The 21,114-nt window shown below is 71.9% G+C and carries 22 protein-coding genes; 15 read left to right on the top strand and 7 right to left on the bottom strand.

All coding sequences use genetic code 11. From position 1 onward, the window contains the following. From sucB to FAF44_RS41180, 12 genes are all read left to right on the top strand, one after another. On the top strand, positions 1-906 hold a 906-nt coding region (gene sucB / locus FAF44_RS41235), incomplete at its 5' end, for a 2-oxoglutarate dehydrogenase, E2 component, dihydrolipoamide succinyltransferase (protein WP_237108831.1). A 152-nt stretch (positions 907-1,058) separates the two neighbouring features. Then, on the top strand, positions 1,059-1,952 hold the full coding sequence (locus FAF44_RS41230; RefSeq protein ID WP_237108830.1) for a TIGR01777 family oxidoreductase: 894 nt from the start codon (positions 1,059-1,061) through the stop codon (positions 1,950-1,952). A gap of 38 nt (positions 1,953-1,990) precedes the next feature. Continuing rightward, on the top strand, positions 1,991-2,728 hold the full coding sequence (locus tag FAF44_RS41225; RefSeq protein WP_237108829.1) for a peptidase E: 738 nt from the start codon (positions 1,991-1,993) through the stop codon (positions 2,726-2,728). Between the two features lie 37 nt (positions 2,729-2,765). After that, positions 2,766-3,458, top strand: a complete 693-nt coding sequence (gene lipB, locus FAF44_RS41220) for a lipoyl(octanoyl) transferase LipB (RefSeq protein ID WP_237108828.1) — start codon at positions 2,766-2,768, stop codon at positions 3,456-3,458. A 68-nt stretch (positions 3,459-3,526) separates the two neighbouring features. Further along, the gene (locus FAF44_RS41215) at positions 3,527-4,516 is read left to right on the top strand and encodes a hypothetical protein (protein WP_237108827.1); all 990 of its coding nucleotides are present in this window, start codon (positions 3,527-3,529) and stop codon (positions 4,514-4,516) included. Positions 4,517-4,558: 42 nt separating this feature from the next. After that, the gene (gene lipA, locus FAF44_RS41210) at positions 4,559-5,488 is read left to right on the top strand and encodes a lipoyl synthase (RefSeq protein WP_237108826.1); all 930 of its coding nucleotides are present in this window, start codon (positions 4,559-4,561) and stop codon (positions 5,486-5,488) included. Between the two features lie 137 nt (positions 5,489-5,625). Further along, positions 5,626-6,582 (top strand): helix-turn-helix domain-containing protein, encoded by a 957-nt coding sequence (locus FAF44_RS41205; RefSeq protein ID WP_237108825.1) that lies wholly within the window; start codon positions 5,626-5,628, stop codon positions 6,580-6,582. Between the two features lie 93 nt (positions 6,583-6,675). Continuing rightward, a complete protein-coding gene (locus FAF44_RS41200; RefSeq protein WP_237108824.1) occupies positions 6,676-7,065 on the top strand; it encodes a VOC family protein in 390 nt (129 codons plus the stop codon). Next, entirely contained in the window at positions 7,062-7,889 is an 828-nt protein-coding gene (locus FAF44_RS41195; RefSeq protein ID WP_237108823.1) for an alpha/beta fold hydrolase, read from the top strand. The genes FAF44_RS41200 and FAF44_RS41195 overlap by 4 nt, the downstream gene beginning before the upstream one ends. Positions 7,890-7,946: 57 nt before the next feature. Beyond that, positions 7,947-10,298, top strand: coding sequence for a beta-glucosidase (locus FAF44_RS41190; RefSeq protein ID WP_237108822.1), 2,352 nt, complete (start codon positions 7,947-7,949; stop codon positions 10,296-10,298). 105 nt (positions 10,299-10,403) lie between these two features. Further along, positions 10,404-11,084: a DUF4191 domain-containing protein gene (locus tag FAF44_RS41185; RefSeq protein WP_237108821.1), complete on the top strand. Its 681-nt coding sequence runs from the start codon at positions 10,404-10,406 to the stop codon at positions 11,082-11,084. After that, positions 11,084-11,848 carry a class I SAM-dependent methyltransferase gene (locus FAF44_RS41180; RefSeq protein WP_237108820.1) on the top strand — a complete coding sequence of 255 codons (765 nt, stop codon included), beginning with the start codon at positions 11,084-11,086 and terminating at the stop codon, positions 11,846-11,848. Before FAF44_RS41185 ends, FAF44_RS41180 begins: the two co-directional genes overlap by 1 nt. 9 nt (positions 11,849-11,857) lie before the next feature. On the opposite strand, the gene FAF44_RS41175 is transcribed toward FAF44_RS41180, so the two are convergent. The 3 genes from FAF44_RS41175 to FAF44_RS41165 all read right to left on the bottom strand — a co-directional run bounded on the left by FAF44_RS41175 (position 11,858) and on the right by FAF44_RS41165 (position 13,933). Next, positions 11,858-12,796 carry a hypothetical protein gene (locus FAF44_RS41175; protein WP_237108819.1) on the bottom strand — a complete coding sequence of 313 codons (939 nt, stop codon included), beginning with the start codon at positions 12,794-12,796 and terminating at the stop codon, positions 11,858-11,860. Continuing rightward, the gene (locus FAF44_RS41170) at positions 12,793-13,407 is read right to left on the bottom strand and encodes a TetR/AcrR family transcriptional regulator (RefSeq protein ID WP_237108818.1); all 615 of its coding nucleotides are present in this window, start codon (positions 13,405-13,407) and stop codon (positions 12,793-12,795) included. Before FAF44_RS41170 ends, FAF44_RS41175 begins: the two co-directional genes overlap by 4 nt. A gap of 64 nt (positions 13,408-13,471) precedes the next feature. Next, on the bottom strand, positions 13,472-13,933 hold the full coding sequence (locus FAF44_RS41165) for an RDD family protein (protein ID WP_237108817.1): 462 nt from the start codon (positions 13,931-13,933) through the stop codon (positions 13,472-13,474). A 77-nt stretch (positions 13,934-14,010) separates the two neighbouring features. Between FAF44_RS41165 and FAF44_RS41160 the strand changes: the two genes are divergently transcribed. After that, positions 14,011-15,000 carry a hypothetical protein gene (locus FAF44_RS41160; RefSeq protein ID WP_237108816.1) on the top strand — a complete coding sequence of 330 codons (990 nt, stop codon included), beginning with the start codon at positions 14,011-14,013 and terminating at the stop codon, positions 14,998-15,000. 128 nt (positions 15,001-15,128) lie between these two features. Then, complete coding sequence (glnA, locus tag FAF44_RS41155) at positions 15,129-16,553, top strand: type I glutamate--ammonia ligase (protein WP_237108815.1); 1,425 nt, start codon at positions 15,129-15,131, stop codon at positions 16,551-16,553. Between the two features lie 144 nt (positions 16,554-16,697). Here glnA and FAF44_RS41150 read toward each other — a convergent pair whose 3' ends face one another. Then, positions 16,698-17,636: a hypothetical protein gene (locus FAF44_RS41150; RefSeq protein WP_237108814.1), complete on the bottom strand. Its 939-nt coding sequence runs from the start codon at positions 17,634-17,636 to the stop codon at positions 16,698-16,700. Positions 17,637-17,974: 338 nt separating this feature from the next. Here FAF44_RS41150 and FAF44_RS41145 point away from each other — a divergent pair, with 338 nt between their 5' ends. Continuing rightward, positions 17,975-18,925 (top strand): teichoic acid biosynthesis protein C, encoded by a 951-nt coding sequence (locus FAF44_RS41145; protein WP_237108813.1) that lies wholly within the window; start codon positions 17,975-17,977, stop codon positions 18,923-18,925. A gap of 4 nt (positions 18,926-18,929) precedes the next feature. On the opposite strand, the gene FAF44_RS41140 is transcribed toward FAF44_RS41145, so the two are convergent. The 3 genes from FAF44_RS41140 to FAF44_RS41130 all read right to left on the bottom strand — a co-directional run. Then, entirely contained in the window at positions 18,930-19,631 is a 702-nt protein-coding gene (locus tag FAF44_RS41140) for a B3/4 domain-containing protein (RefSeq protein ID WP_237108812.1), read from the bottom strand. Positions 19,632-19,775: 144 nt separating this feature from the next. Next, on the bottom strand, positions 19,776-20,303 hold the full coding sequence (locus tag FAF44_RS41135) for a GNAT family N-acetyltransferase (RefSeq protein ID WP_237108811.1): 528 nt from the start codon (positions 20,301-20,303) through the stop codon (positions 19,776-19,778). Between the two features lie 39 nt (positions 20,304-20,342). After that, positions 20,343-21,114, bottom strand: a 772-nt coding sequence (locus tag FAF44_RS41130) for a hypothetical protein (RefSeq protein ID WP_237108810.1), incomplete at its 5' end; no start/stop codon positions are given.

The following is a 21,114-nucleotide window of genomic DNA, read 5'->3' as shown; positions in this document are numbered from 1 at the left end:
GGCGTGGGCGGCCGGATCCGCAAGCAGGACGTCCTGGAGGCCGCCAAGGCCCAGCGTGAGCAGGCCGCCGCCGCGCAGCCCGCCGCCCCGGCGCCGGCCCCCGCCGCCGCCGCTCCGGCCGCCGCCCCGGTGGCAGCCGCCCCGGTCGCCGCCGCGCCCGAACCGGTGGAGGTCGACACGACCCTGCGCGGCCGTACGGAGAAGATGACCCGCCTGCGTCAGACCATCGCCAAGCGCATGGTCCAGTCGCTGCAGACGGCGGCGCAGCTCACGTCGGTCGTCGAGGTCGACGTCACGAAGATCGCCCAGCTCCGGGCCAAGGCGAAGGCCGACTTCTTCCGCCGCGAGGGCGTGAAGCTGACCTTCACCCCGTTCTTCGCGATGGCCACGGTCGAGGCGCTCAAGCAGCACCCCAAGCTCAACGCCACGATCAACAGCGAGACCAACGAGGTCACCTACTTCGACGTCGAGGACCTCGGCATCGCGGTGGACACCCCGCGCGGCCTCGTCGCGGCCGTGGTCAAGAACGCCGGCGACCTCAACCTCGCCGGCATCACCCGCAAGATCAACGACCTCGCCGAGCGCACCCGCAACAACCAGGTGACGCCCGACGAGATCACCGGCGGCACGTTCACGCTGACCAACACCGGCAGCCGTGGCGCGCTGTTCGACACGCCGATCCTCAACCAGCCGCAGGTCGGCATGCTCGGCACGGGCGCCGTCGTCAAGCGTCCGGTGGTGATCGACACGCCGGAGGGCGAGGTCATCGCCATCCGCTCGATGGTCTACCTCGCGCTGACCTACGACCACCGCCTGGTCGACGGCGCCGACGCCGCCCGCTTCCTGACGACGATCAAGCGTCGTCTCGAGGAGGGCCGTTTCGAGGCGCAGCTCGGGCTCGCGTGACGCGGCGTCCGTGAGTGTCTGATGGGCCGGGCGGCTCCTGCGGGGGCCGCCCGGCCCGTCGCTTTCTCCGGAGCCTTTCGCGCGGGCCCCGCGACGGCGCTGAGCACGGTGAACGATGCCCTCCGGGCGGAGGGCGGGCGTACTGTGGAGCCATGGCGATCATCGTGACGGGGGCCTCGGGCCTGCTCGGGACGGCGCTGGTGGCGGCGCTGCGGGCCGACGGCAGGCAGGTGGTCCGGCTGGTGCGCAGACGGCCGCAGCAGGACGACGAGGCGTTCTGGGACCCTGCCGAGCAGGTCGTCGACCTGGCCGCGCTGCGGGGGGCGGAGGCGGTCGTGCACCTGGCCGGGGCGTCGATCGCGGGCCGGCGGTGGAGTCCCGCGTACAAGCGTGAGCTGGTGACCAGCCGCACCCAGGGCACCAGGGTGCTGGTCGACGCCCTGCGCGGGCTGTCCGAGCCGCCCGAGGTGCTCCTGTCGGCCTCCGGGATGGACTTCTACGGCGACACCGGCGACCGGGTGATCGACGAGACGGCGGGCAAGGGCGAGGGCTTCCTGTCCGAGCTGTGCCTGCGCTGGGAGGACGAGGCCCGGCGGGCCGCGGAGTCGGGCATCAGGACGGTGCTGGCCCGCACGTCGCTGGTGCTGAGCCGGCGCGGCGGGGCGCTCGGCCGGATCCTGCCGATCTTCAGGATGGGGCTGGGCGCGCCGCTCGGCACGGGCCGGCAGTACTGGTCGTGGATCACCCTGGACGACTGGGTCGGGGCGGCGCTGCACGTGCTGCGGACCCGCGACGTCGAGGGCCCGGTGAACTTCTCCTCGCCCGCGCCCGTCACGAACGCCGAGTTCACCACGACCCTCGGCAAGACCCTGCGGCGCGGGACGCTGCCGATCCCCGTGCCCGCGTTCGCGCTGGCCGCGGGGCTGGGCGAGTTCGCCCGGGAGGGGCTGCTCGTCAGCCATCGCCTGACGCCTGCCAAGCTGGTCGCCGGGGGTTACCGCTTCTCGCATACGACCCTCGACGAGGCCTTTCGCGCCGTACTCTAGTTTGCCGTCATCCTTCTAGCAGCCGGGAGAAATCTGACATGAGCCGGTCAGGACAGTCGCACATCCTCGCCATCGGAGGCGGCTCGTTCCGCCCCAGCAGGCGGCACGGCCAGATCGAGGCGAGCGGGCTGCTGCGCTACGGCCTCGACCTGACCGGCCAGGACCGGCCGAAGCTGGGCCTGGTGGCCACCGCGATGGGAGACTCCGCCGACTGGATGCTGAAGATGTACGGCGCCTTCTCCGGCTGGGACGTCGAGTTGAGCCATCTGACGGTGTTCCCGATGCCGAACGTGCCGGATCCGCGGGCGTGGATCCTGGAACAGGACATGATCTACGTCAGCGGCGGCAGCGTGGCCAACCTGATGGCGCTGTGGCGGCTGCACGGGCTCGACGAGGCGTTCGAGGAAGCGTGGCGGGCCGGGGTGGTGCTGTCGGGGCAGAGCGCGGGCGCACTGTGCTGGCACGTCGGCGGCAACACCGACTCCTTCGGCCCCGAGCTGCGGGTGTGGGCCGAGGGCATGGCGCTGCTGCCGTACTCGTGCGGGGTGCACTACAACTCCGAGCCGCAGCGCCGCCCGCTGCTGCAGGGGTCGGTGGCCAGCGGCGAGTTGCCCGCCGGGTACGCGGCCGACGAGGGCGTGGCGCTGCACTACGTGGGCCCCGAGTTCATCCAGGCGGTCAGCGTGGACGCCTCCGCCTACGCGTACAAGGTGGAGGACGAAGGTGCGGGAAGGGTAAAGGAGTTCAGGATCGAGCCACGTCTGCTGACCCCCTGATTACCCTTCGAGGGTGAGGGAACGGCACAATAGGCTCATGCGCCCCATCCCCGGGGACGATCCCCACGCACTCGCCATCGTCCGCCTCGGTGTCGACGTCCCCTACGAGCAGGCCTGGTCGCTGCAGCGCTGGGTGCACGGCAAGCGCGCCGCCGCAGAGCTCACCGACACCGTCCTGTTCCTCGAGCACGCGCCCGTCTACACGGCGGGCAAGCGCACCGCGCCGCACGAGCGGCCGTCCGACGGCACCCCGGTCGTCGACGTCGATCGCGGCGGGCGGCTGACCTGGCACGGTCCTGGGCAGCTCGTCGCCTATCCGATCGTGGCGGTGAGCGACGTGGTCGCCTACGCCTGCCGCCTGGAGGACACCATGATCCAGGTGTGCGCCGACTTCGGCGTCACCGCGCGCCGGGTGCCCGGCAGGCCGGGCGTCTGGGCGGCCGGCGATCCGGCCCTCGGGCTGCCCGACCGCCAGCTCGGCGCGGTGGGCCTGCGGGTGGCGCGGGGCGTGAGCATGCACGGCTTCGCCCTCAACTGCGCCAGCGACCCCCGCTGGTTCGAGCGCATCACGCCGTGCGGCATCCCCGGTGTCGGGGTCTCGTCGCTGTCCGCCGAGACGGGCCGGCGCATCGTGGTGGAGGAGGTCATCCCGATCGCGGAGAAACGGCTGGCGGAGGCGCTCGGCAAGGAGCCCTTCGACCTCCATGAGGAGGACCTGCTGCGCCGGTGAGCGCACCGGGCACGCGGCGACCGTAAATCGCCTCGCGATCGAGGGCGGCCGGGGCTTACCATCCCGGTGTGAAGCGCCTTTCCGCCCTCGTGATCGCGCTCTTGGTGCACCTGCTGACGCTGGCCTTCGTCGCCCTCGGCGCGTGGATCATCGTTCGTGAGCCGGGCAGCACCCTGTCCTGGATCTTCGGCGCGGCGAGCCTGGCCGTCGGGTGGGTGCTGCGGCCCGGCCTCGGCCGTCTGCCCGCCGACGCCGAGGTGCTCGACCGCGTCTCGGCCGCCGAGGTGTACGAGGTGGCCGACCGCGTGGCCGACCGCGTCGGGGTGCGGCGGCCGAAGAAGATCGCGGTGCGCGACCTCAGCGTGCTCACCCGCTACGACCACGTCGGCGTGCTGCGCGTGCCCGTGCTGGTCATCGGCCTGCCGTTGTGGCTGGCGCTGCCGCCCACGCAGCGGGTGACGCTGCTGGCCACGGCGTACGCCCGGCTGCCCGCCGGTGACGAGCGGGTGGTGAGCGAGGCGCTGGCCACCCTCGACTCCTGGCAGGACGGCCTGCTGGGCTCGGGCGCGGCGCCGCTGGCGGCCAGGCGGGACGCCGAGGACAGCATCGCCGTCTCCTCCCCGATGGCGCTGTACGCGATGGACACCACCTACAACGTGACGGGCTTCATCGGCCGCCTGTTCGGCCGGGTGCTCGGCGGGCCGCTGCTGCTCGTCCGGTACGCGCTGACCCGCCTGGCGAGGTCGGGCGAGGTCCGGGTGGCGGCCAGGCACAGGGGGCTGGCATTGCGGGCGGTGTCCGAGGCGGAGCTGGCCGAGCTGGAGGCGCTGGAGGCGCGCGGCGGCTACGTGGCGCCGATGCAGGCGGCGGCGCTGCGCGGCGAGAGCGTGTCGGCGATCCGGCGCACGGTGCTGGCCAAGTTCCAGCTCACCGCCGACGGCGTGCTCCCCGACGCCCCGCAGTCCGAGCTGCTCGGCACCGCGCAGTCCGGGCGCATCGACGAGGAGCTGTCGGCCCACTACACCCGTGCGATCCGCGGCTTCGGTCTCATCTCCTGACCCTCGACCTGTCCCCTTTCCCGCGAGACGTAAGCTGGGAGGGTGACCGTTGCTCCTGAAGGCCGAAAGCTCCTCCGCCTGGAGGTGCGTAACGCCGAGACCCCTATCGAGCGCAAGCCCCCGTGGATCAAGACCAAGCTGAAGACGGGCCCCGAGTACACCGAGCTGAAATCGCTCGTGCGCCGGGAGGGCCTGCACACGGTCTGTGAAGAGGCGGGCTGTCCCAACATCTACGAGTGCTGGGAGGATCGCGAGGCGACCTTCCTCATCGGCGGCGACCAGTGCACCCGCCGCTGCGACTTCTGCCAGATCGACACGGGCAAGCCGAAGGAATACGACCGCGACGAGCCCCGCCGGGTGGCCGAGTCCGTCCAGCAGATGGGCCTGCGCTACGCGACCGTGACCGGGGTGGCCCGCGACGACCTGCCCGACGGCGGCGCCTGGCTGTACGCCGAGACCGCGCGGCAGATCCACGAGCTGCTGCCCGGCTGCGGCGTCGAGCTGCTGGTGCCCGACTTCAACGGCGACCGCGAGCAGCTCGCGGAGGTCTTCTCCAGCGCGCCCGAGGTGTTCGCGCACAACGTCGAGACGGTGCCGCGCATCTTCAAGCGCATCCGTCCCGCCTTCCGCTACGAGCGCTCGCTCGGGGTGATCACGACGGCCCGCGAGGCCGGGCTGGTCACCAAGTCCAACCTGATCCTGGGCATGGGCGAGACGCGCGAGGAGGTCACCGAGGCGATGCGCGACCTGCACGCGGCCGGCACCGACCTGCTGACGATCACCCAGTACCTGCGGCCGACGCCGCGCCACCACCCGGTGGAGCGCTGGGTCAAGCCGGAGGAGTTCGTGGAGCTGCAGGCCGAGGCCGAGGCGATCGGGTTCGCCGGGGTGCTGTCCGGGCCGCTGGTGCGTTCGTCGTACCGGGCGGGCCGGCTCTACCAGCAGGCCATCGAGGCCCGCCAGACCGCCTGACGCCGCGCACGCGCGGACACATGGGCCCCGGGCGTCGTCCCGGGGCTCACGCGTGTCCGGGGCGGGTGTCGCGGGCTCCCGCATTGTCGGCGGGCGTGGCTACCATGGCAGCCCAGCCAGACGGAGGGCGCCCCCGCATGACCGTTCTGATCCGCACGAGCGACTTACCCGCCGAGCGCCGGCTCGACGCCTGGCGCAGCATCGTCTGCGACACCCTCGGCCCCCTCGACCTGCGCATCGACCTCGACGCGCCACTGCGGGGCGAGATCGAGTTCGGCCGGCTCGGCGCGGTGGGGGTCGGCCGGATCCACACCTCCACCCCGCACAGCGTGCACCGCACCTCGGGGCTGATCCGCCGCGGCAACCCCGACCACTACCGCGTGGTGCTCGCGCTGGAGGGCAGCCCGCGGCTGTCCCAGGACGGGCGGCGCACGCAGCTCAGCCGGGGCGAGTTCGCGATCTACGACTTCACCCGGCCGTACGAGCTGGCCTACGACTCGGCGGTGCGGCTGGCGGTGTTCAGCTTCCCGCGTGACCGGCTCGCGGTGCCGGTCGACGCGGTGGCGGAGCTGGCCGCGCTGCCCATCGGGGAGGGGTCGGGGGCCGCCGCGCTGGCCGTGCCGCTGCTGCGGCGGGTGGCCCTGGATCACGAGACGTACCGGGCCGACAGCGCCGCGCGGCTGTCCACGGTGGTGACCGACCTGGTGGGCGCGGCCGTGGCCGAGCGGCTGGACCAGACCGGGGCGCTGCCCGCCGGCACCAGGCAGCGCACGCTGCTGCTCCAGGTGCACACGTTCATCGAGCAGCGGCTGGGCGAGATCGACCTCGACCCGGCGAGCATCGCGGCGGCGCACAACGTCTCCGTGCGCTTCCTGCACCGGCTCTTCGAGTCCGAGCACACCACGGTGGCCGCCTGGATCCGGCAGCGCCGGCTCGAACGCTGCCGGGCGGACCTGATCGCGGGCGGCTCCCAGTCGGTCAGCGCGATCGGGGCGCGGTGGGGGTTACCGGACGCGGCGCATTTCTCCAGGTTGTTCCGGCGCGCCTACGGGATGCCGCCGGCCGAGTACCGACGGGCGCACACCGTGCGCTGAAGTTCAATCCACCTGGCATCCAGATCCAAGACTCTCCGGCCGCGACGCAGCAGACTTGAGACGTTCGCAGGACGCGAGAAAGGGATCAGTCAGATGCAGCTCTTCGTGAACCTCCCGGTCAAGGATCTGGACCGGTCGAAGCAGTTCTTCACCGACCTCGGCTTCTCCATCTTCGGCATGGCCGAGGGCATGGCGTCGGTGATCATCAACGATCAGACGCAGGTCATGCTGCTGGCCGAGAAGGTGTTCGCCTCGTTCGTCACCAAGGAGGTCGCCGACCCGGCCGACCGTACGGCCGCGGTCCTGGTGCTCGGGATGGAGAACCCGGCGCAGGTGGACGCGCTGCTGGAGAAGGCGCTGGCGGCCGGCGGCAGCCCGGCGGGCGTCGAGCAGCCGGAGGGCGGCCCCCGCTACCAGCGCGGCTTCGCCGACCCCGACGGCTACCACTGGGAGGCCCTGTGCCTCGTACAGCCCGCGTCATGAGCACGGACTCGGTGCGGGCGGGCGCGATGCGTACGGGGACGGCGAGGTCCGGCGACGGCACCGTCATCGCCTACGACCGCCACGGCGAGGGCCCGGCGGTGGTGCTGGTGCAGGGCGCGTTCACGGATCGGCGGCATCCCATGATGGCCGCCATCGCGACCGGCCTGGCGCGGTGGTTCACGGTCTACAACTACGACCGCCGCGGGCGCGGTGACAGCGGCGACACCGAGCCGTACGCCGTCGAGCGGGAGATCGAGGACCTGGCCGCCGTCGTCGCGGCGGCGGGCGGGTCGGCCATGGTGTTCGGCGGCTCGTCCGGGGCGGCGCTGGCGCTGCAGGCGGCGGCCTGTTACCCGGCGATCACGAAGCTGGCCGTGTGGGAGCCGCCGTACCACGTGGACGCCGGCGCGCCCGCCCTCCCTGTCGACTTCGCGGCGCGGCTGGCCGACCTGGTCGCCGAGGGCAGGCGGGGCGAAGCCGTCGAGCGGTTCATGGTCGAGGCGGCGGAGCTGCCGCGCGAGGGCGTGGCCGCGATGCGCGAGCACCCGTCCTGGGCGGAGGCCGAGGCGGTGGCGCACACGCTGGCGTACGAGGCGGCGGTGCTCGGCCCCGGCAACGCGCTGCCCGCCGACCTGCTGGCCGCGCTGGAGCAGCCGACGCTGGTGCTCAACGGGTCCGACAGCCCGGCGTGGATGGCGAGCGCGGGGCTGGCGGTGACGGCGGCGGTGCCTGGGGCGGTGCGGCGGGTGCTGGAGGACCAGGCGCACAACGTGGCGCCCGAGGCGCTGGTGCCCGAGCTGCTGGAGTTCTTCGTGACCGCCTGACGGCCCGCGTTTTGCCGGACGCGAAGGTCGCGGACCTGTCGGGGACGCGCACACCTGATGAACACTGTGCTCGTGGACCTCGACGAACTGATCGCCCGGCTCGACCTGCCCGCCAAGATCCGCCTGCTCACGGGGGCCGGCATGTGGTCGCTGCCCCCGCTGCCCGAGATCGGGCTCGATCGTCTCGTGATGAGCGACGGGCCCATCGGCGTACGCGGCGAGCAGTGGAGCGCCGCCGACCCGTCGATCGCCCTGCCGAGCCCGACGGCGCTGGCCGCGACCTGGGACGTCGAGCTGGTCCGGCGGGCCGGGCTGCTGCTCGCCCAGGAGGCGCGGCGCAAGGGCGTGCACGTGCTGCTCGCGCCCACGCTCAACCTGCACCGCTCCCCGCTCGGCGGCCGGCACTTCGAGTGCCTGTCGGAGGATCCGTACATGACGGGTGAGATCGGCGCCGCCTACGTCGAGGGCGTGCAGGAGGGCGGGGTCGCGACCACGCCGAAGCACTTCGTGGCCAACGACTTCGAGACCGACCGCTTCACCGTGGACGTCGTGGCCGGCGACCAGGCGCTGCGCGAGTTGTACCTGGCGCCGTTCGAGCGGGTGGTGCGGGCCGGGGCGTGGGGGCTGATGACGGCCTACAACGCGGTGAACGGGACCACCATGACCGAGCACTCGGAGCTGGTCAACGGGGTGTTGAAGGGCGAGTGGGGCTTCGACGGGTGCGTGGTGTCGGACTGGACGGCGGTGCGCTCGACCGAGCCCGCCGCGCTGGGCGGCACCGACGTGGCCATGCCGGGGCCGTCCGGGCCGTGGGGCGGGCGGCTGGAGGCGGCCGTGCGCGCGGGGCGGGTGCCGGAGGCGGTCGTGGACGATCACGTCCGCCGCGTGCTGCGCCTGGCCGAGCGCGTCGGAGCGCTCGGCGGCCGGCCCCCGGAGCCCGCCGGGGAGCCCATCGACGGCGTGGCGCTGGCCCGTGAGCTCGCCGCGCGCGGCTCCACCCTGCTCGTCAACGACGGCCTGCTGCCACTGCGGGGCACGCCGACGCTGGCCGTGATCGGCGTGGCGGCCCGCGAGGCGCGCGTGATGGGCGGCGGCAGCGCCCAGGTCTTCCCCGACCGGGTCGTCTCGCCGCTGCGCGGCCTGGCCGAGCGGACCGAGGTCCGTCACGCCCTCGGCGCCGACCCCCGCATCCGCCTGTCGCCGCTGCCCGGCCCCGTCACGGCGCAGTTCCTGGACGGGTCGGGCACGGTGCTGAACGAGCAGCCGCTGGCCACGGGCGAGGCGCGCTGGCTCGGCGAGTTGCCGCCCGGGGTGGACGGCGACCGGCTCAGGGCGGTGCGGCTGCGGGCGGCGTACACGGCGCGGACCGGCGGCGGGCACGAGCTGTCGGTGAGGGGGGTGGGCGCGTTCACGCTCACCGTGAACGGTGAGACCGTCCTCGACGAGAACGTGGGCCTGGAGGGGGCGGACCCGGCCGTGGCGTTCCTGTCGCCGCCCGAGACGCGGGTCGGGGTGGCGATGGCGGCGGGCGAGACGTACGAGCTGGTGCTGACGCATCCGGCGGGCACGTTCGGCGGCGTGGCGTTCGTGTCGTTCACGCTCGGCCACGCGGAGCCGGCGGCCGGCGCGGACGAGCTGATCGCCGAGGCCGTGCGGACGGCACGCGAGTGCGACGTGGCGGTGGTCGTGGCGGCGACCACGCCGGAGGTCGAGAGCGAGGGCTTCGACCGCACCGGCCTGCGGCTGCCGGGCCGCCAGGACGAGCTGATCAGCGCGGTGGCGGCGGCCAACCCCCGCACGGTGGTCGTGGTCAACGCGGGCGCGCCGGTGGAGCTGCCCTGGCTGGCGGAGGTGGCGGCGGTGCTGGTCACCTGGTTCCCCGGGCAGGAGGCGGGGGCGGCGCTGGCCGACGTGCTGTTCGGGGACGCCGAGCCGGGCGGGCGGCTGCCCACGACGTGGCCGGCGCGGCTGGCGGACGCGCCGGTGACGGACGTGACACCGGTGGACGGGAAGGTGAGCTACGACGAGGGCGTGTTCGTCGGCTATCCGGCGTGGCGGCGGGCCGAGCGGGCTCCCGCGTTCTGGTTCGGGCACGGGCTGGGCTACACGACCTGGTCCTACGACTCGATCGCGGCCGAGGGCACGAGCGTGACCGTGGCCGTCACGAACACCGGCAGCCGCCCCGGGCGGGAGGTCGTCCAGGTCTACGCCGGGCCGCGCAGGCGGCTGGCCGGGTTCGACGTGGTGACGGCGGAGCCGGGCCAGACCGTGCTGACCACCGTTTTCCTGCCGGATCGCGCTTTCCAGATGTGGGAGGACGGCTGGCGCACGGTCGAGGGCGTGCACACGGTGGAGGTGGGCCGCAGCGCGGCCGACATCCGGCTGACGGCCACGGTCACGATCTCCTGACGTCCGGCGCCGCGCGGTCACGGTGGCCGCCGAAGTTGGTCACAGCCGGAGAACGGCCGGGGCGCGTTTTCCCTAGCGCACCAGTTGGTTTGTATCCTTCTGAGCATGGCAAAGTCCGAGGACTCAGAGAAGCCGGGGCGTATCAAGCAGCTCCGCATGGTCGCGCAGATCATCAAGCAGGCCAATCCCAAGGGGATGCCGATCGTCTTCCTCTCGGCGGTGGGCACGCTGGCTGTGGTCGTCGTGATCGGCCTGGTCACGGACTACCTCTGGTATTCGCTGTTCATCGGCGTGCTGGCCGCGCTCACGGTCGGGCTGGTGGTGTTCGGGCAGCTCGCCCAGAAGGCCCAGTACTCGATCCTGCACGGCCAGACCGGCGCCGCGGCGGCGGTGCTGCAGGGCATGCGCGGCAACTGGCAGGTCACCCCGGCCATCGCGGTCAACCGTGACCAGGACCTCATCCACCTGGTGGTCGGCTACCCGGGCGTCGTGCTGGTGTCCGAGGGGCCGGGCAACCGGGTGGCGAAGATGCTCAAGGCGGAGAAGCAGCGCATCTCGCGGGTGGTGCTGGGCGTCGAGATCTATGACGTCCAGTGCGGCGACGGCGAGGGGCAGGTGCCGCTGGGCAAGCTGCAGCGCCACCTGATGAAGCTGCCGCGCAACCTGAAGAAGCCCTCGGTCAACGAGGTGAAGGACCGCCTGCGCTCGCTGCCGCGCAACATGCCGATGCCCAAGGGCCCGATGCCCAAGGGCGCGCGCATGCCGCGTGGCCCCAAGATGCGCTAGTGCTGTCGCCTTCGTCGCGGGCCAACCGCGGCTGGTGGGACGGCAACGCCGACGACTACCAGGTCGAGCACGGCGAGTTCCTGCGTGACGACGGGTTCGTGTGGGGCCCCGAGGGGCTCGACGAGGCCGAGGCGGGGCTGCTCGGCCCGGTACGCGGGCGGCGGGTGCTGGAGATCGGCTGCGGCGCCGCCCAGTGCGCGCGCTGGCTGGCGCGGCAGGGGGCGGCGGTGGCGGCCTTCGACATCTCGCACCGCCAGCTCCGCCACTCCCAGCGCATCGATCTCGACGCCGGCGTCCGCGTACCGGTCGTGCAGGCCGACGCCGAGGCGCTGCCGTTCGCCGGCGGCTCCTTCGACGTGGCCTGCTCGGCGTACGGGGCGCTGCCGTTCGTGGCCGACCCGGTGGCCGTCTTCCGCGAGGTGCGCAGGGTGCTGCGGCCGGGCGGGCGGTTCGTGTTCTCGGTGAGCCACCCGATCCGCTGGGCCTTCCCCGACGATCCGGGGCCGCGCGGGCTGACCTCCGACCGTTCCTACTTCGACCGCGGCCCGTACGAGGAGCGCGACGAGCGGGGCACGCTGACCTACGTCGAGCACCACCGCACGATGGCCGACTGGGTGAACCTGCTGGCGCTCTCCGGCCTGACGATCACCGGGCTGGTGGAGCCGGAGTGGCCGCAGGAGCACGAGCGGGTGTGGGGCGGCTGGAGCCCGCTGCGCGGCCGTCACCTGCCCGGCACGGCCGTCTTCTGCTGCGCGAACACCTGATCCGACGCCCTAGCCGCGCGCGTACCGGGCGGCCATGGTGTGGAAGACCTCCTTGGGCTCCCATCGGGTCTCGTCCAGCATCCGGACCACGCCGTAGGAGCCGAGGTCGTCATCGCCGAGGCGGGTGTATCCGGCGAAGGTGAACCAGAGCGCCGTCTCGACGCCCTCCTTCTCGAAGACGTCGAGGAGTTCGGTGAGGTAGCGGGCCTGCTCGCTCTCGTCGGGCACCGCGCCGTCGGGCACCGACCAGGCCATGCCGCCCCGCTCGCCCGCGCCCCGGTAGCCGCACGTGCCGAACTCGGTCACCGCGACCGGCTTGCCGTGCCCGAAGTGGCCGCGTACCTCCTCGACGAAGGCGTCCTTGTTGTGGGCGGCCCGGTAGGCGTCCGTGCCGACCAGGTCGAACGGGCTCCAGTCGATGGACTCCCAGGGCCCGGCGGCGTAGGTGATCCGGCCGCCGAAGCGGGCTCTGGCGGTGCTCGCGGCCTCGGCGAGGAAGGCGTCGAGCGCCTCCATGACGGGGCCGAGCGAGGTCCACTCCGCCATCCCGGCCGTGCCCATCCAGGTCAGGCGGTCCATGTAGGACTCGCCCGGCAGGTAGCCGGGGCAGAAGGCGCTGGTCTCGCAGCCGGTGACGAGCACGACCTCGGCCCCGCCGCGGCGCAGCGACTCGGCGCGGCCGGCGCAGTCGGCGTACAGCGCCAGGACCTCGTCGGGCTGGGCGTCCACCGGGAACGGGGCGAACCACACCTCCAGGCCCGCGGCGGCGGCCTGTTCGGCGGCCACGCCGAGCCGGGCGGCGTCGCGGCCCGAGACGCGGACGACCTGGCAGTGCAGTTCGTCGGCGATGACCCGCATCTCCCGGGCGACGACGCCGGGGTCGAACGCCCGGCGCGAGATCCCGCTCCCCGGCAGGAACCCCGTGTCGTAGTTGATGCCTTTTTTCACGCTATGTCTCCCTCGATGGATGAGAAGCCGTGTTCCAGGAGGTCGAAGGCCAGCTCGACGTCCTCCCCCAGGAGCCGTCCCGCCTCCGCCGGCGGCACGCCTGTGGCGAGCCGGTGGAAGAACGTCTCCTGCAACGTGGTGACGGCGGCGGTGACCTGGGCCGCCATGAGCGTCGCGGCGCGTCCCGCGCCCGCTTCGGCGAGCGCGGCGGCCAGTTCGTGGCGCCGGCCGGCGTTGGTCTGGTAGACGCCCGCCAGCAGGGCCGGGCTCGACGCGATCACGCGGATCTTCGTGAGCAGCCCTTCGACGTCCAGGCCGCCGCCCTGTTCCCCGCTCATGGCCCGGTAGTGGGCGCGCAGGGCGGCGAGCGGCCGCTGCCCCTCGGCCCGGCCGGCCACGATCGTGGCCGTGTCCTCCTGGACCCCGTCGAGGACCAGGCAGTCCTTGCTCGGGAAGTAGCTGAACAGGGTGACCTTGGCGACCCCCGCCGCCTCGGCGACCTCGTTGACGGTCACCGCGTCGTATCCGCGTTCGTCGAACAGCCGCAACGCCACCTCGGAGATCCGCCGCCGGGTCTCCTCCTTCTTGCGCTCCCTGAGCCCCGCCATCATGCGGACAGCATAAACCGTACCGGGTACAAATTTAAACCCGGTACGGTTTTTTAATGCGGTGAGATCACATACGGACGACCACGGTGTTGGACGCGCGGTCGTGCAGCCCGCGGTGGTCGCGGTCCCAGATCGCGGCCGGCACGACCAGAGCCAGCAGCACCGTACGCACCGCGACGGGCAGCAGCCGCGGGTCCCCGCCGTCCATCGCGGCGACCCGGACGCCCATCAGCCGGTGGCCGAACGTCTGGCCGAACCACCCGACCAGCACCAGGTACTGCAGCGCGAACACCAGCGCCGGCGCCCACGGCGACTCGGCCGGGTTCATCCTGAGCAGCAGTTGCACGACCACCCACGTGCAGATCATCCAGTCGATGACGAGCGCGCCGATCCTGCGCCCCCAGCCCGCGATCGACCCGCTGCCCTCCTCGGGCAGCCCGAGGCGCTGTCCGGGATAGCCGAGATCGACTCCGGCGGACCGGACCCCGCCCAGCCACGTCTGTGTCCACCGAGGCTCGTTGCTGCTCATACCCTCCACGGTAGCCGCCCGGTGGGCCGGTCCGGATCGTGACCCAACCGCGTCACTGGACGGCCATCATGGACGCCATGCCACACGGGGACGACCTCGACCGCCGTTTCAACGAGCTGGTCGCGCAGATCGACACCGGCCAGCAGCGCCGGATGCGGGCGGCGGCGCGGAAGGCGGCCAGGACGCCCCGGGTCGGGCCGGTCTGGACGGCGATGGCCGGGATCACGGCGGTGATCGTGGCGGCGGGGGTGGTCGTCATGTTCCGTCCCGATCTGCTCGCCTCCTCCGGCTTCGCGCCCGTGGACACTCCCCTGTCCTCGGTGCCCAACGGCGGGGACGCCCCGCTGACCGGGGAGACGACGCCGGCCCGGGGCACGCGCGGCGCGGCCGAGGGGCCGTTCGCCGGCACCCGGGCGGCGGGCTGGCCGGACGGCGCGGCCGGTTTCGTCATGCCCGCGGCCACGGCGACCGGCGGCCTGTCGGAGCAGGACGTGGCCGAGGGCCTGCGGCGGGCCCGCGACCTGCTGGCCGCGGCCCACCTCGACCACGAGACGCTCATGGGCGGCGAGCCGGCGGCGTTCATGCGGCTGCTGCACCCCGGCGAGCGGTCCTGGTTCGCCGAGCGGCTCGACCGCGACGGGTCCGACGACACCCGCAGGTGGGTGACGAGCCTCGCGCCCGGCTCCGCCGAACGGGCCGGCGCCACGGTCAAGGTGCGCGGCAGGACCGCGCTGTCGCCGTTCACGCTGGACGGGCGCGAGGGCGCCAGGCTGGAGACCGACCACGTCATCGTGCACGCCGTCCAGCGGCCCGGCCGCCCTGACACCGCGATCCCGCTGGTCACACGCAGACACGCGACGTTCCTGCTGTACCGGGAGGCGGGCGAGGTGGTCGTCTGGGTGGACCGGTCGGGCGGGTACGCCACGCCCGCCCGCTGCGACGGGGCCGACGCGTTCGTCCACCCCCTCTTCGACGGCTCCACTGGGGCGGCGGGCGCGCCCGTGGACCCGTACGAGCTGGACGGGCCCCGGCCCGGGCACGACTGCCTGGCCGCCAAGGAGACGTGAACGACTTCCCGGCGCTCCGGCACGTCGGACCCGTCGTGCGTAACATGTGCGAAACAATCGAGACACCATATGGAAACGGCCACGTCCTAGCGTCGCAATGATGGCCATGTCCTCAGGGAGGTTCGAGAGTGTTCAACTCCGCCGACGACGTCCTGAAGTTCATCAGTGACGAAGGGGTGCAGTTCGTCGATGTCAGGTTCACCGACCTGCCGGGGACGACGCATCACTTCACCTTCCCGGTCGAGAACTTCAGCGCGAGCGTTTTCACCGACGGACTCATGTTCGACGGCTCGTCGATCCGCGGTTTCCAAGCGATCCACGAGTCCGACATGCTCCTTCTGCCCGACCCGAGCAGCGCCGTGCTGGACCCGTTCCGCCAGCACAAGACGCTCAACCTGAACTTCTTCGTGCACGACCCGCTGACGGGCGAGGCCTACAGCCGCGACCCGCGCAACGTCGCACGCAAGGCGGAGGAGTACCTCAAGGGCACCGGCATCGCCGACACCGTGTACTTCGGCCCGGAGGCCGAGTTCTACATCTTCGACGACGTGCGCTTCGAGACGCGGCAGAACGCCGGCTACTACTACATCGACTCCATCGAGGGCGCCTGGAACACCGGCAAGGCCACCGAGGGCGGCAACCTCGGCTACAAGCCGCGCTACAAGGGCGGCTACTTCCCGGTGCCGCCGATGGACCACTTCACCGACCTGCGCTCGGAGATGGTCCGCAACCTCATCGAGTGCGGCATCGACGTCGAGATGCAGCACCACGAGGTCGGCACGGCCGGTCAGGCGGAGATCGACTTCAAGTTCGGCACGCTGCTCAAGACCGCCGACAACCTGATGCTGTACAAGTACATCATCAAGAGCACGGCGCTCGAGTTCGGGCACACGGTCACGTTCATGCCCAAGCCGATCTTCGGTGACAACGGCTCCGGCATGCACTGCCACCAGTCGCTGTGGAAGGACGGCTCGCCGCTCTTCTACGACGAGGTCGGCTACGCGGGCCTGTCCGACACCGCCCGCTACTACATCGGCGGCCTGCTCAGGCACGCCCCGTCGCTGCTGGCCTTCACCAACCCGACGGTCAACTCCTACCACCGTCTGGTGCCCGGCTACGAGGCCCCGGTCAACCTGGTCTACTCCCAGCGCAACCGCTCGGCCTGCGTGCGCATCCCGATCACGGGCTCCAACCCGAAGGCCAAGCGCATCGAGTTCCGGGTGCCCGACCCGTCGTGCAACCCGTACTTCGCGTTCTCGGCCATGCTGATGGCTGGCATCGACGGCATCCGCAACAAGATCGAGCCGCCGGAGCCGGTCGACAAGGACCTCTACGAGCTCCCGCCGGAGGAGGCCCGCAACATCCCGCAGGTGCCGGGCTCACTCACCGACGTGCTCAACGCGCTCGAAGGCGACCACGACTACCTGCTCGAAGGCGGCGTGTTCACGCCCGACCTGATCGAGACGTGGGTCTCGTACAAGCGGGAGAACGAGGTCGACCCGATCCGGCTGCGCCCGCACCCGCACGAGTTCGAGCTCTACTACGACGTGTGACCCTTCCGCCTCCTGACCGAGCGGAGACCGGACAGAACGGCCCGGCGTCGAACATCGATGCCGGGCCGTTTCCGCGCGTGGGAGCCGGCCAGGTGGTCGGGCCGGGTACCGGCGCTGACCAGTGACACAGCGCCGACGGAGCACTCAGGCAACACCATTACGGCAGTTGGCGGACCTCGGACGGGAGCGCGGTTCACCCGCTTCCACGTCGACCAGGCAGTCCGGACAGGTCGGCTGACCTCGGCCGTTCCGTGCGGCTACCGCCGTCCCGCGTATCGGACCCGCCATGCGGCGGTTGTGGAACCAGTCGGCCGTGTCGCGTCCGGTCAGCAGGACGATGATGGTCACGCCGGCGCCGCAGGCGATGACGAGCAGCGCCAACCACAGGAGATCCCACGGGCCGATGTTCGACCGGATGTCCGGCAGCAGAGTGGCAGCGCTGATCAACGCGCTTGTCGCGCCGGCGACGGGCATGCCGGCGACGGCGATCACCACGAGTCTGGCGACGTCCCCGCCGCGTCGGATCATGAAGAACAGGACGATCGAGGCTGTCGCGCCGACGATGCCGCTCATGTTGATCGAGATCTCGTAACCGATGGAGCTGGGAACCCGACCCGACACGAGGTAGGTGTTCGCCGCCATCCTCACGACCTGGTAGAGGGCGTAGCCGATCAGCAGCCACGAGGCCACGCTCACCCCTCTGGGCCTGGCCGCCGTCGAGGGCGGGCCGGCTCCGGCGCGGTGCCAGAACCGGCGTGCCGATTCCCGGGTCGCCAGGAGCGAGAAGGCGACCACGGTCGCGGCACTCAGCGCGACCAGTCTCAGCACCATGATCCAGCTCAACTGCGAGAGCGTGGCGTCCGGCGTGGAGATCAGCGAATAGCCGGTGGCGGCCCAGATGGAGAGCATTCTCCCGAACGTGATGCCCAGGATGGCGAGCACGACGGCCCGGGCACCTTCGCGAGCGCGCACGGTTGACGGAATGAACACCAGCAGCAGCACCACTTCGACGAAGCGAACGGACCAACTCGTGATCTGGACGCCGCTGACCCACTCCCAGGCGTCCAGCCCGGTTCTGAGCACGTCGTGGACGAGTTCGACCAGGAGCAGGACGGCCGTGCCGGCGAGTACGCCTCCGGTTGCGGGGCGCACCAGAGGGCGCGTGCTGTCCGGGGCGGTTCTCGGGTGGAGAGGCTGCATGCCGCCCGACCTTAGGGCTGGGCCTTATCGATTCGCTTTCGGCGCACGGCCTTCGGCGGCGTGCCCGGCACCAGCACCGGCCGCTCCCCCGGCGGCACTTGTCGCTCCGTCCTCGGCGCGTATCGGTGTGGAGCCGTAATGACGATCTTCTCCCATGACCGCACATCACGCCATTAGGTTGTGTTCACCATTCGATGACTCCCAGTTGAACGGATGCGAAAATGACCTCTTCTCTCCCGGTCACGCGCAGGGGCCTGCTCAAGCTCGGCGCGGGAGTGGCCGCGACGGCCGCCCTCCTCCCCACCGAGGCCGCGTCCGCCGCGGAGGGCCGCTTCGAGCTCACCGCCCCCTCGACCTCGTTGATCTGGCGCAAGGCGCTGTACAACGGCACGGTCCTGCAGTCGTTCACCATCGACAACACCAACGGCCACATCTACACGGCCCAGGTCAAGAACGGCTCCGCCTCGAACGCCGCGGGCGACCTGTGCCTGACCAAGCTGAGCCTGTCGGGGGCCATCCTCGGGCACATGTACCTCATGGGCTTCGGCCACGGCGTCCAGATCGGCGTGGAGCCGTCGGGGTCGTCCGCCTACCTGTGGACGGAGACCGACGGGGTGACGTCCGAGGGCAGCTCCCGGGGCACCAGGCTGGCCCGCTTCAAGTTCGTCAACGGCCAGACGCTCACCACGTCGTCGTCGGCGCTCACCAAGTACCTGCCGATCGCGGACGCGACGAACACGACGTGCACGATCGACCCGTCGACCAACCGGCTGATCATGCGGTACTGGGGCGGGAGCTCCTTCCGGATCGCGGCCTTCCCGCTGGCGTCGGTCAAGGGGGGCGCGCCCGACAAGGTCTTCGACATCGCGCAGCCGGGCGGCCTGGGCACCTTCCAGGGGTACGCGGCCTACGGGAACTTCGTCTACATCCTGACCGGCAACTCCTACGACATCGCGCCCCCGCCCGGCAACACCTACATCACCTGCCTCGACCTGCGCACCGGCGCGCAGGTGCAGCGGGCGCGCAGCGTGGCCGGCAAGTCGCTGGACTTCCGGGAGCCGGAGGGCATGGGCATCCACATCGTCTCCGGCGCCCCGCGGTTGTGCCTCGGCCTGGCCTCGGAGCAGGGGCCGCGGCTGGCCAGCATCTTCTACAAGACCGAGCTGATCTGACCGCTCAGCCGCCCGGGAACGCGAAACGCGGCGCGGCGGCCGTGAGGATCGCCTGCTTCGGGGCGACGGGCCACAGGGCGTCGAGGTCTCCGGCGAGCGTGGTCAGGAGGGACTCGACGTCCTCGGCCGCCGTGTCGTGCAGGGCCTCCGCGACGATCAGCACGCTCGCCGTGGTGTCGCGGACGGCCGAGTGGCCGCTCTGGCGGTTGGTCCAGCGGCGGGCGTGCGCCCGGCCCGCCGCGTCGGCGAAGACCACCTCGCCCGCGGGCGGGTGCTCGGTGTCGCCGCCGAAGGTCAGGTACGTCTCGTCGCCCGTGGCGTACCCGACCTCGACGTGGGAGGTGATCCGGGAGACGTCGAAGACGGCGACGGGGACGGCGTAGGCGATGGAGACCGCGTTGCACAGGTCGATCAGGGGGTGCAGGCTCGGGAGCGAGCCCTCCTTCCTGAAGCGGCGCAGCAGGGCCTCCGACGCGCATCTGTACTGGGTCGGTTTGAGGCCCATCCGGGTGAAGGCGCGCCGCCAGGCCCGGATCTCCGGCAACTCGCCCTCCGAGACTCCCGCCAGCCGGGCGGCGGCCCGCTCGGCGTGGGCGGCGACGCGGGCGGCCGGGGACACCTCCGGCGTGATGCCCTCGGCGTAGAGCGCCCCCGGGACCAGTTCGGGGAAGTCCCGCCAGATGTCGCTCGAATGCTGGAAGTGCACGTTCACCTCATCGTCGTGGCCTGGCGCCTGCCACGATACTCCGGCCGGACGCTCTCGGGCGGCGGGCCGCCACGGCGTCCAGGACGTAACCGCCACACGCCCTGCGCGACGTGCGCCACGCGCTGAGCGCCTGACGCCGACCGGTCACGGGCGCTTGAGCCGGTAGAGGACGTGGCGCGACAGCGGGTTGTCGGCCGCGAGCCGGGGGTGCGCGAAGTCCTCGGCCGGGTCCCGGGTCATGCCGAGCCGCCGCATGACGGACTGGGAGCGCAGATTGCTCTCGGCGGTCATCGAGATGATGTCGCCGAGCCCCGCCTCCTCGAAGGCGTATTGGGCCGCCCGCCTGGCGGCCTCGATCGCGTACCCGTGGCCCCAGGCGGACCGCGCGAGCCGCCAGCCGATCTCCACGGCGGGCAGGAACGGCGCGTCGAAGGTCTGCAGGACGAGGCCGGTGAAGCCGATGAACTCGCCGCTCTCCCGCACCTCCAGGGCCCACAGCGAGTAGCCCCGCCGGTCGAACTGGTCCTCGATCCGGACCACCAGCGCGTCACTCTCCTCGCGGGTGAGCGGCGCGGGGAAGTGCTCCATCACCTCGGGGTCGGCGTTCATGGCCGCGAAGGGCTCCCGGTCCGCCTCGCGCCATCTGCGCATGATGAGCCGCTCTGTCTCCATCCCGCCTACATTACGACACCCGCACCTGGCCTGGCCGGGTCAGTGTCTCCGCTTGATCCCGGTGATGCGGCGGAAGACGTCCCACCAGAACGGCGCGCCGAACAGCAGCGCCACGTACGTCAGCAGGAACCCGGGCCAGTGACTGGGCGTGCTGACCCGGTCCCACCACGCGGCGAGGTCGGCCCGCACGCTGGGCTCGCCCGTCTCCGGGATCGACACGCTGACCATCGCCTGGCCCATCATCTTGACCAGGGCGGGCTCGCTGAGCAGTTCGGTCACGCAGGGCACCGGCTCGCCGCCGCCCGTGCACCGCCGCCTGAGCTCGTCGTAGGCGTCCGGCCCGGTCCCGGTCACGGCCGTCACCGAGGCGCGGAAGGCGTTGTCGCGCAGCAGCGTCTTGGCGTACTCGAAGCCGTCCATCGAGAACAGCAGCGTGACCACGATGCCCAGCACGGCGAGCACCCACTTGACGTAGCGCTTGTACAGCAGGGACAGCCGCCGCATCTCCCCGTCGAACCAGGTCTCCACGCCCTTCCTGAACCGGTCGAGGTCGCCCTGCGCGCTGTCCCACACGCCCTTCAGGTGGCCGTACAGCGGGCTGTCGATCTTGCGCAGCTTCTTCAGGAACTCGCCGACGTCGCCGTCCTCGGCCGCCGCCAGCTCCATGACGGCCACCGCGAACCGTTCGGGCGGCAGGTCGGCGATGCTCGTGCGGCCCCGCTTGCCATGGTCGATCTCCCGCACCCGCTCGTAGAGCAGGTTCATCACGGAGTCGCCGGTCCGCGCCTCGGGCATCGCGCCGGGCTGGGCG

The sequence above is a fragment of the Nonomuraea sp. MG754425 genome, assembly GCF_021699195.1.
GTDB lineage: Bacteria > Actinomycetota > Actinomycetes > Streptosporangiales > Streptosporangiaceae > Nonomuraea.
This window is presented reverse-complemented; position numbering and strand designations above follow the sequence as displayed.

Bases quoted from the DNA above. Each gene is read 5' to 3' on its own strand.
- FAF44_RS41230 (WP_237108830.1), top strand. From the start codon at position 1,059: ATGGCGATCATCGTGACGGGGGCCTCGGGCCTGCTCGGGACGGCGCTG.
- FAF44_RS41225 (WP_237108829.1), top strand. From the start codon at position 1,991: ATGAGCCGGTCAGGACAGTCGCACATCCTCGCCATCGGAGGCGGCTCG.
- lipB (WP_237108828.1), top strand. From the start codon at position 2,766: ATGCGCCCCATCCCCGGGGACGATCCCCACGCACTCGCCATCGTCCGC.
- FAF44_RS41205 (WP_237108825.1), top strand. From the start codon at position 5,626: ATGACCGTTCTGATCCGCACGAGCGACTTACCCGCCGAGCGCCGGCTC.
- FAF44_RS41200 (WP_237108824.1), top strand. From the start codon at position 6,676: ATGCAGCTCTTCGTGAACCTCCCGGTCAAGGATCTGGACCGGTCGAAG.
- FAF44_RS41195 (WP_237108823.1), top strand. From the start codon at position 7,062: ATGAGCACGGACTCGGTGCGGGCGGGCGCGATGCGTACGGGGACGGCG.
- FAF44_RS41190 (WP_237108822.1), top strand. From the start codon at position 7,947: ATGAACACTGTGCTCGTGGACCTCGACGAACTGATCGCCCGGCTCGAC.
- FAF44_RS41185 (WP_237108821.1), top strand. From the start codon at position 10,404: ATGGCAAAGTCCGAGGACTCAGAGAAGCCGGGGCGTATCAAGCAGCTC.
- FAF44_RS41170 (WP_237108818.1), bottom strand. From the start codon at position 13,407: ATGATGGCGGGGCTCAGGGAGCGCAAGAAGGAGGAGACCCGGCGGCGG.
- FAF44_RS41165 (WP_237108817.1), bottom strand. From the start codon at position 13,933: ATGAGCAGCAACGAGCCTCGGTGGACACAGACGTGGCTGGGCGGGGTC.
- FAF44_RS41160 (WP_237108816.1), top strand. From the start codon at position 14,011: ATGCCACACGGGGACGACCTCGACCGCCGTTTCAACGAGCTGGTCGCG.
- FAF44_RS41145 (WP_237108813.1), top strand. From the start codon at position 17,975: ATGACCTCTTCTCTCCCGGTCACGCGCAGGGGCCTGCTCAAGCTCGGC.
- FAF44_RS41135 (WP_237108811.1), bottom strand. From the start codon at position 20,303: ATGGAGACAGAGCGGCTCATCATGCGCAGATGGCGCGAGGCGGACCGG.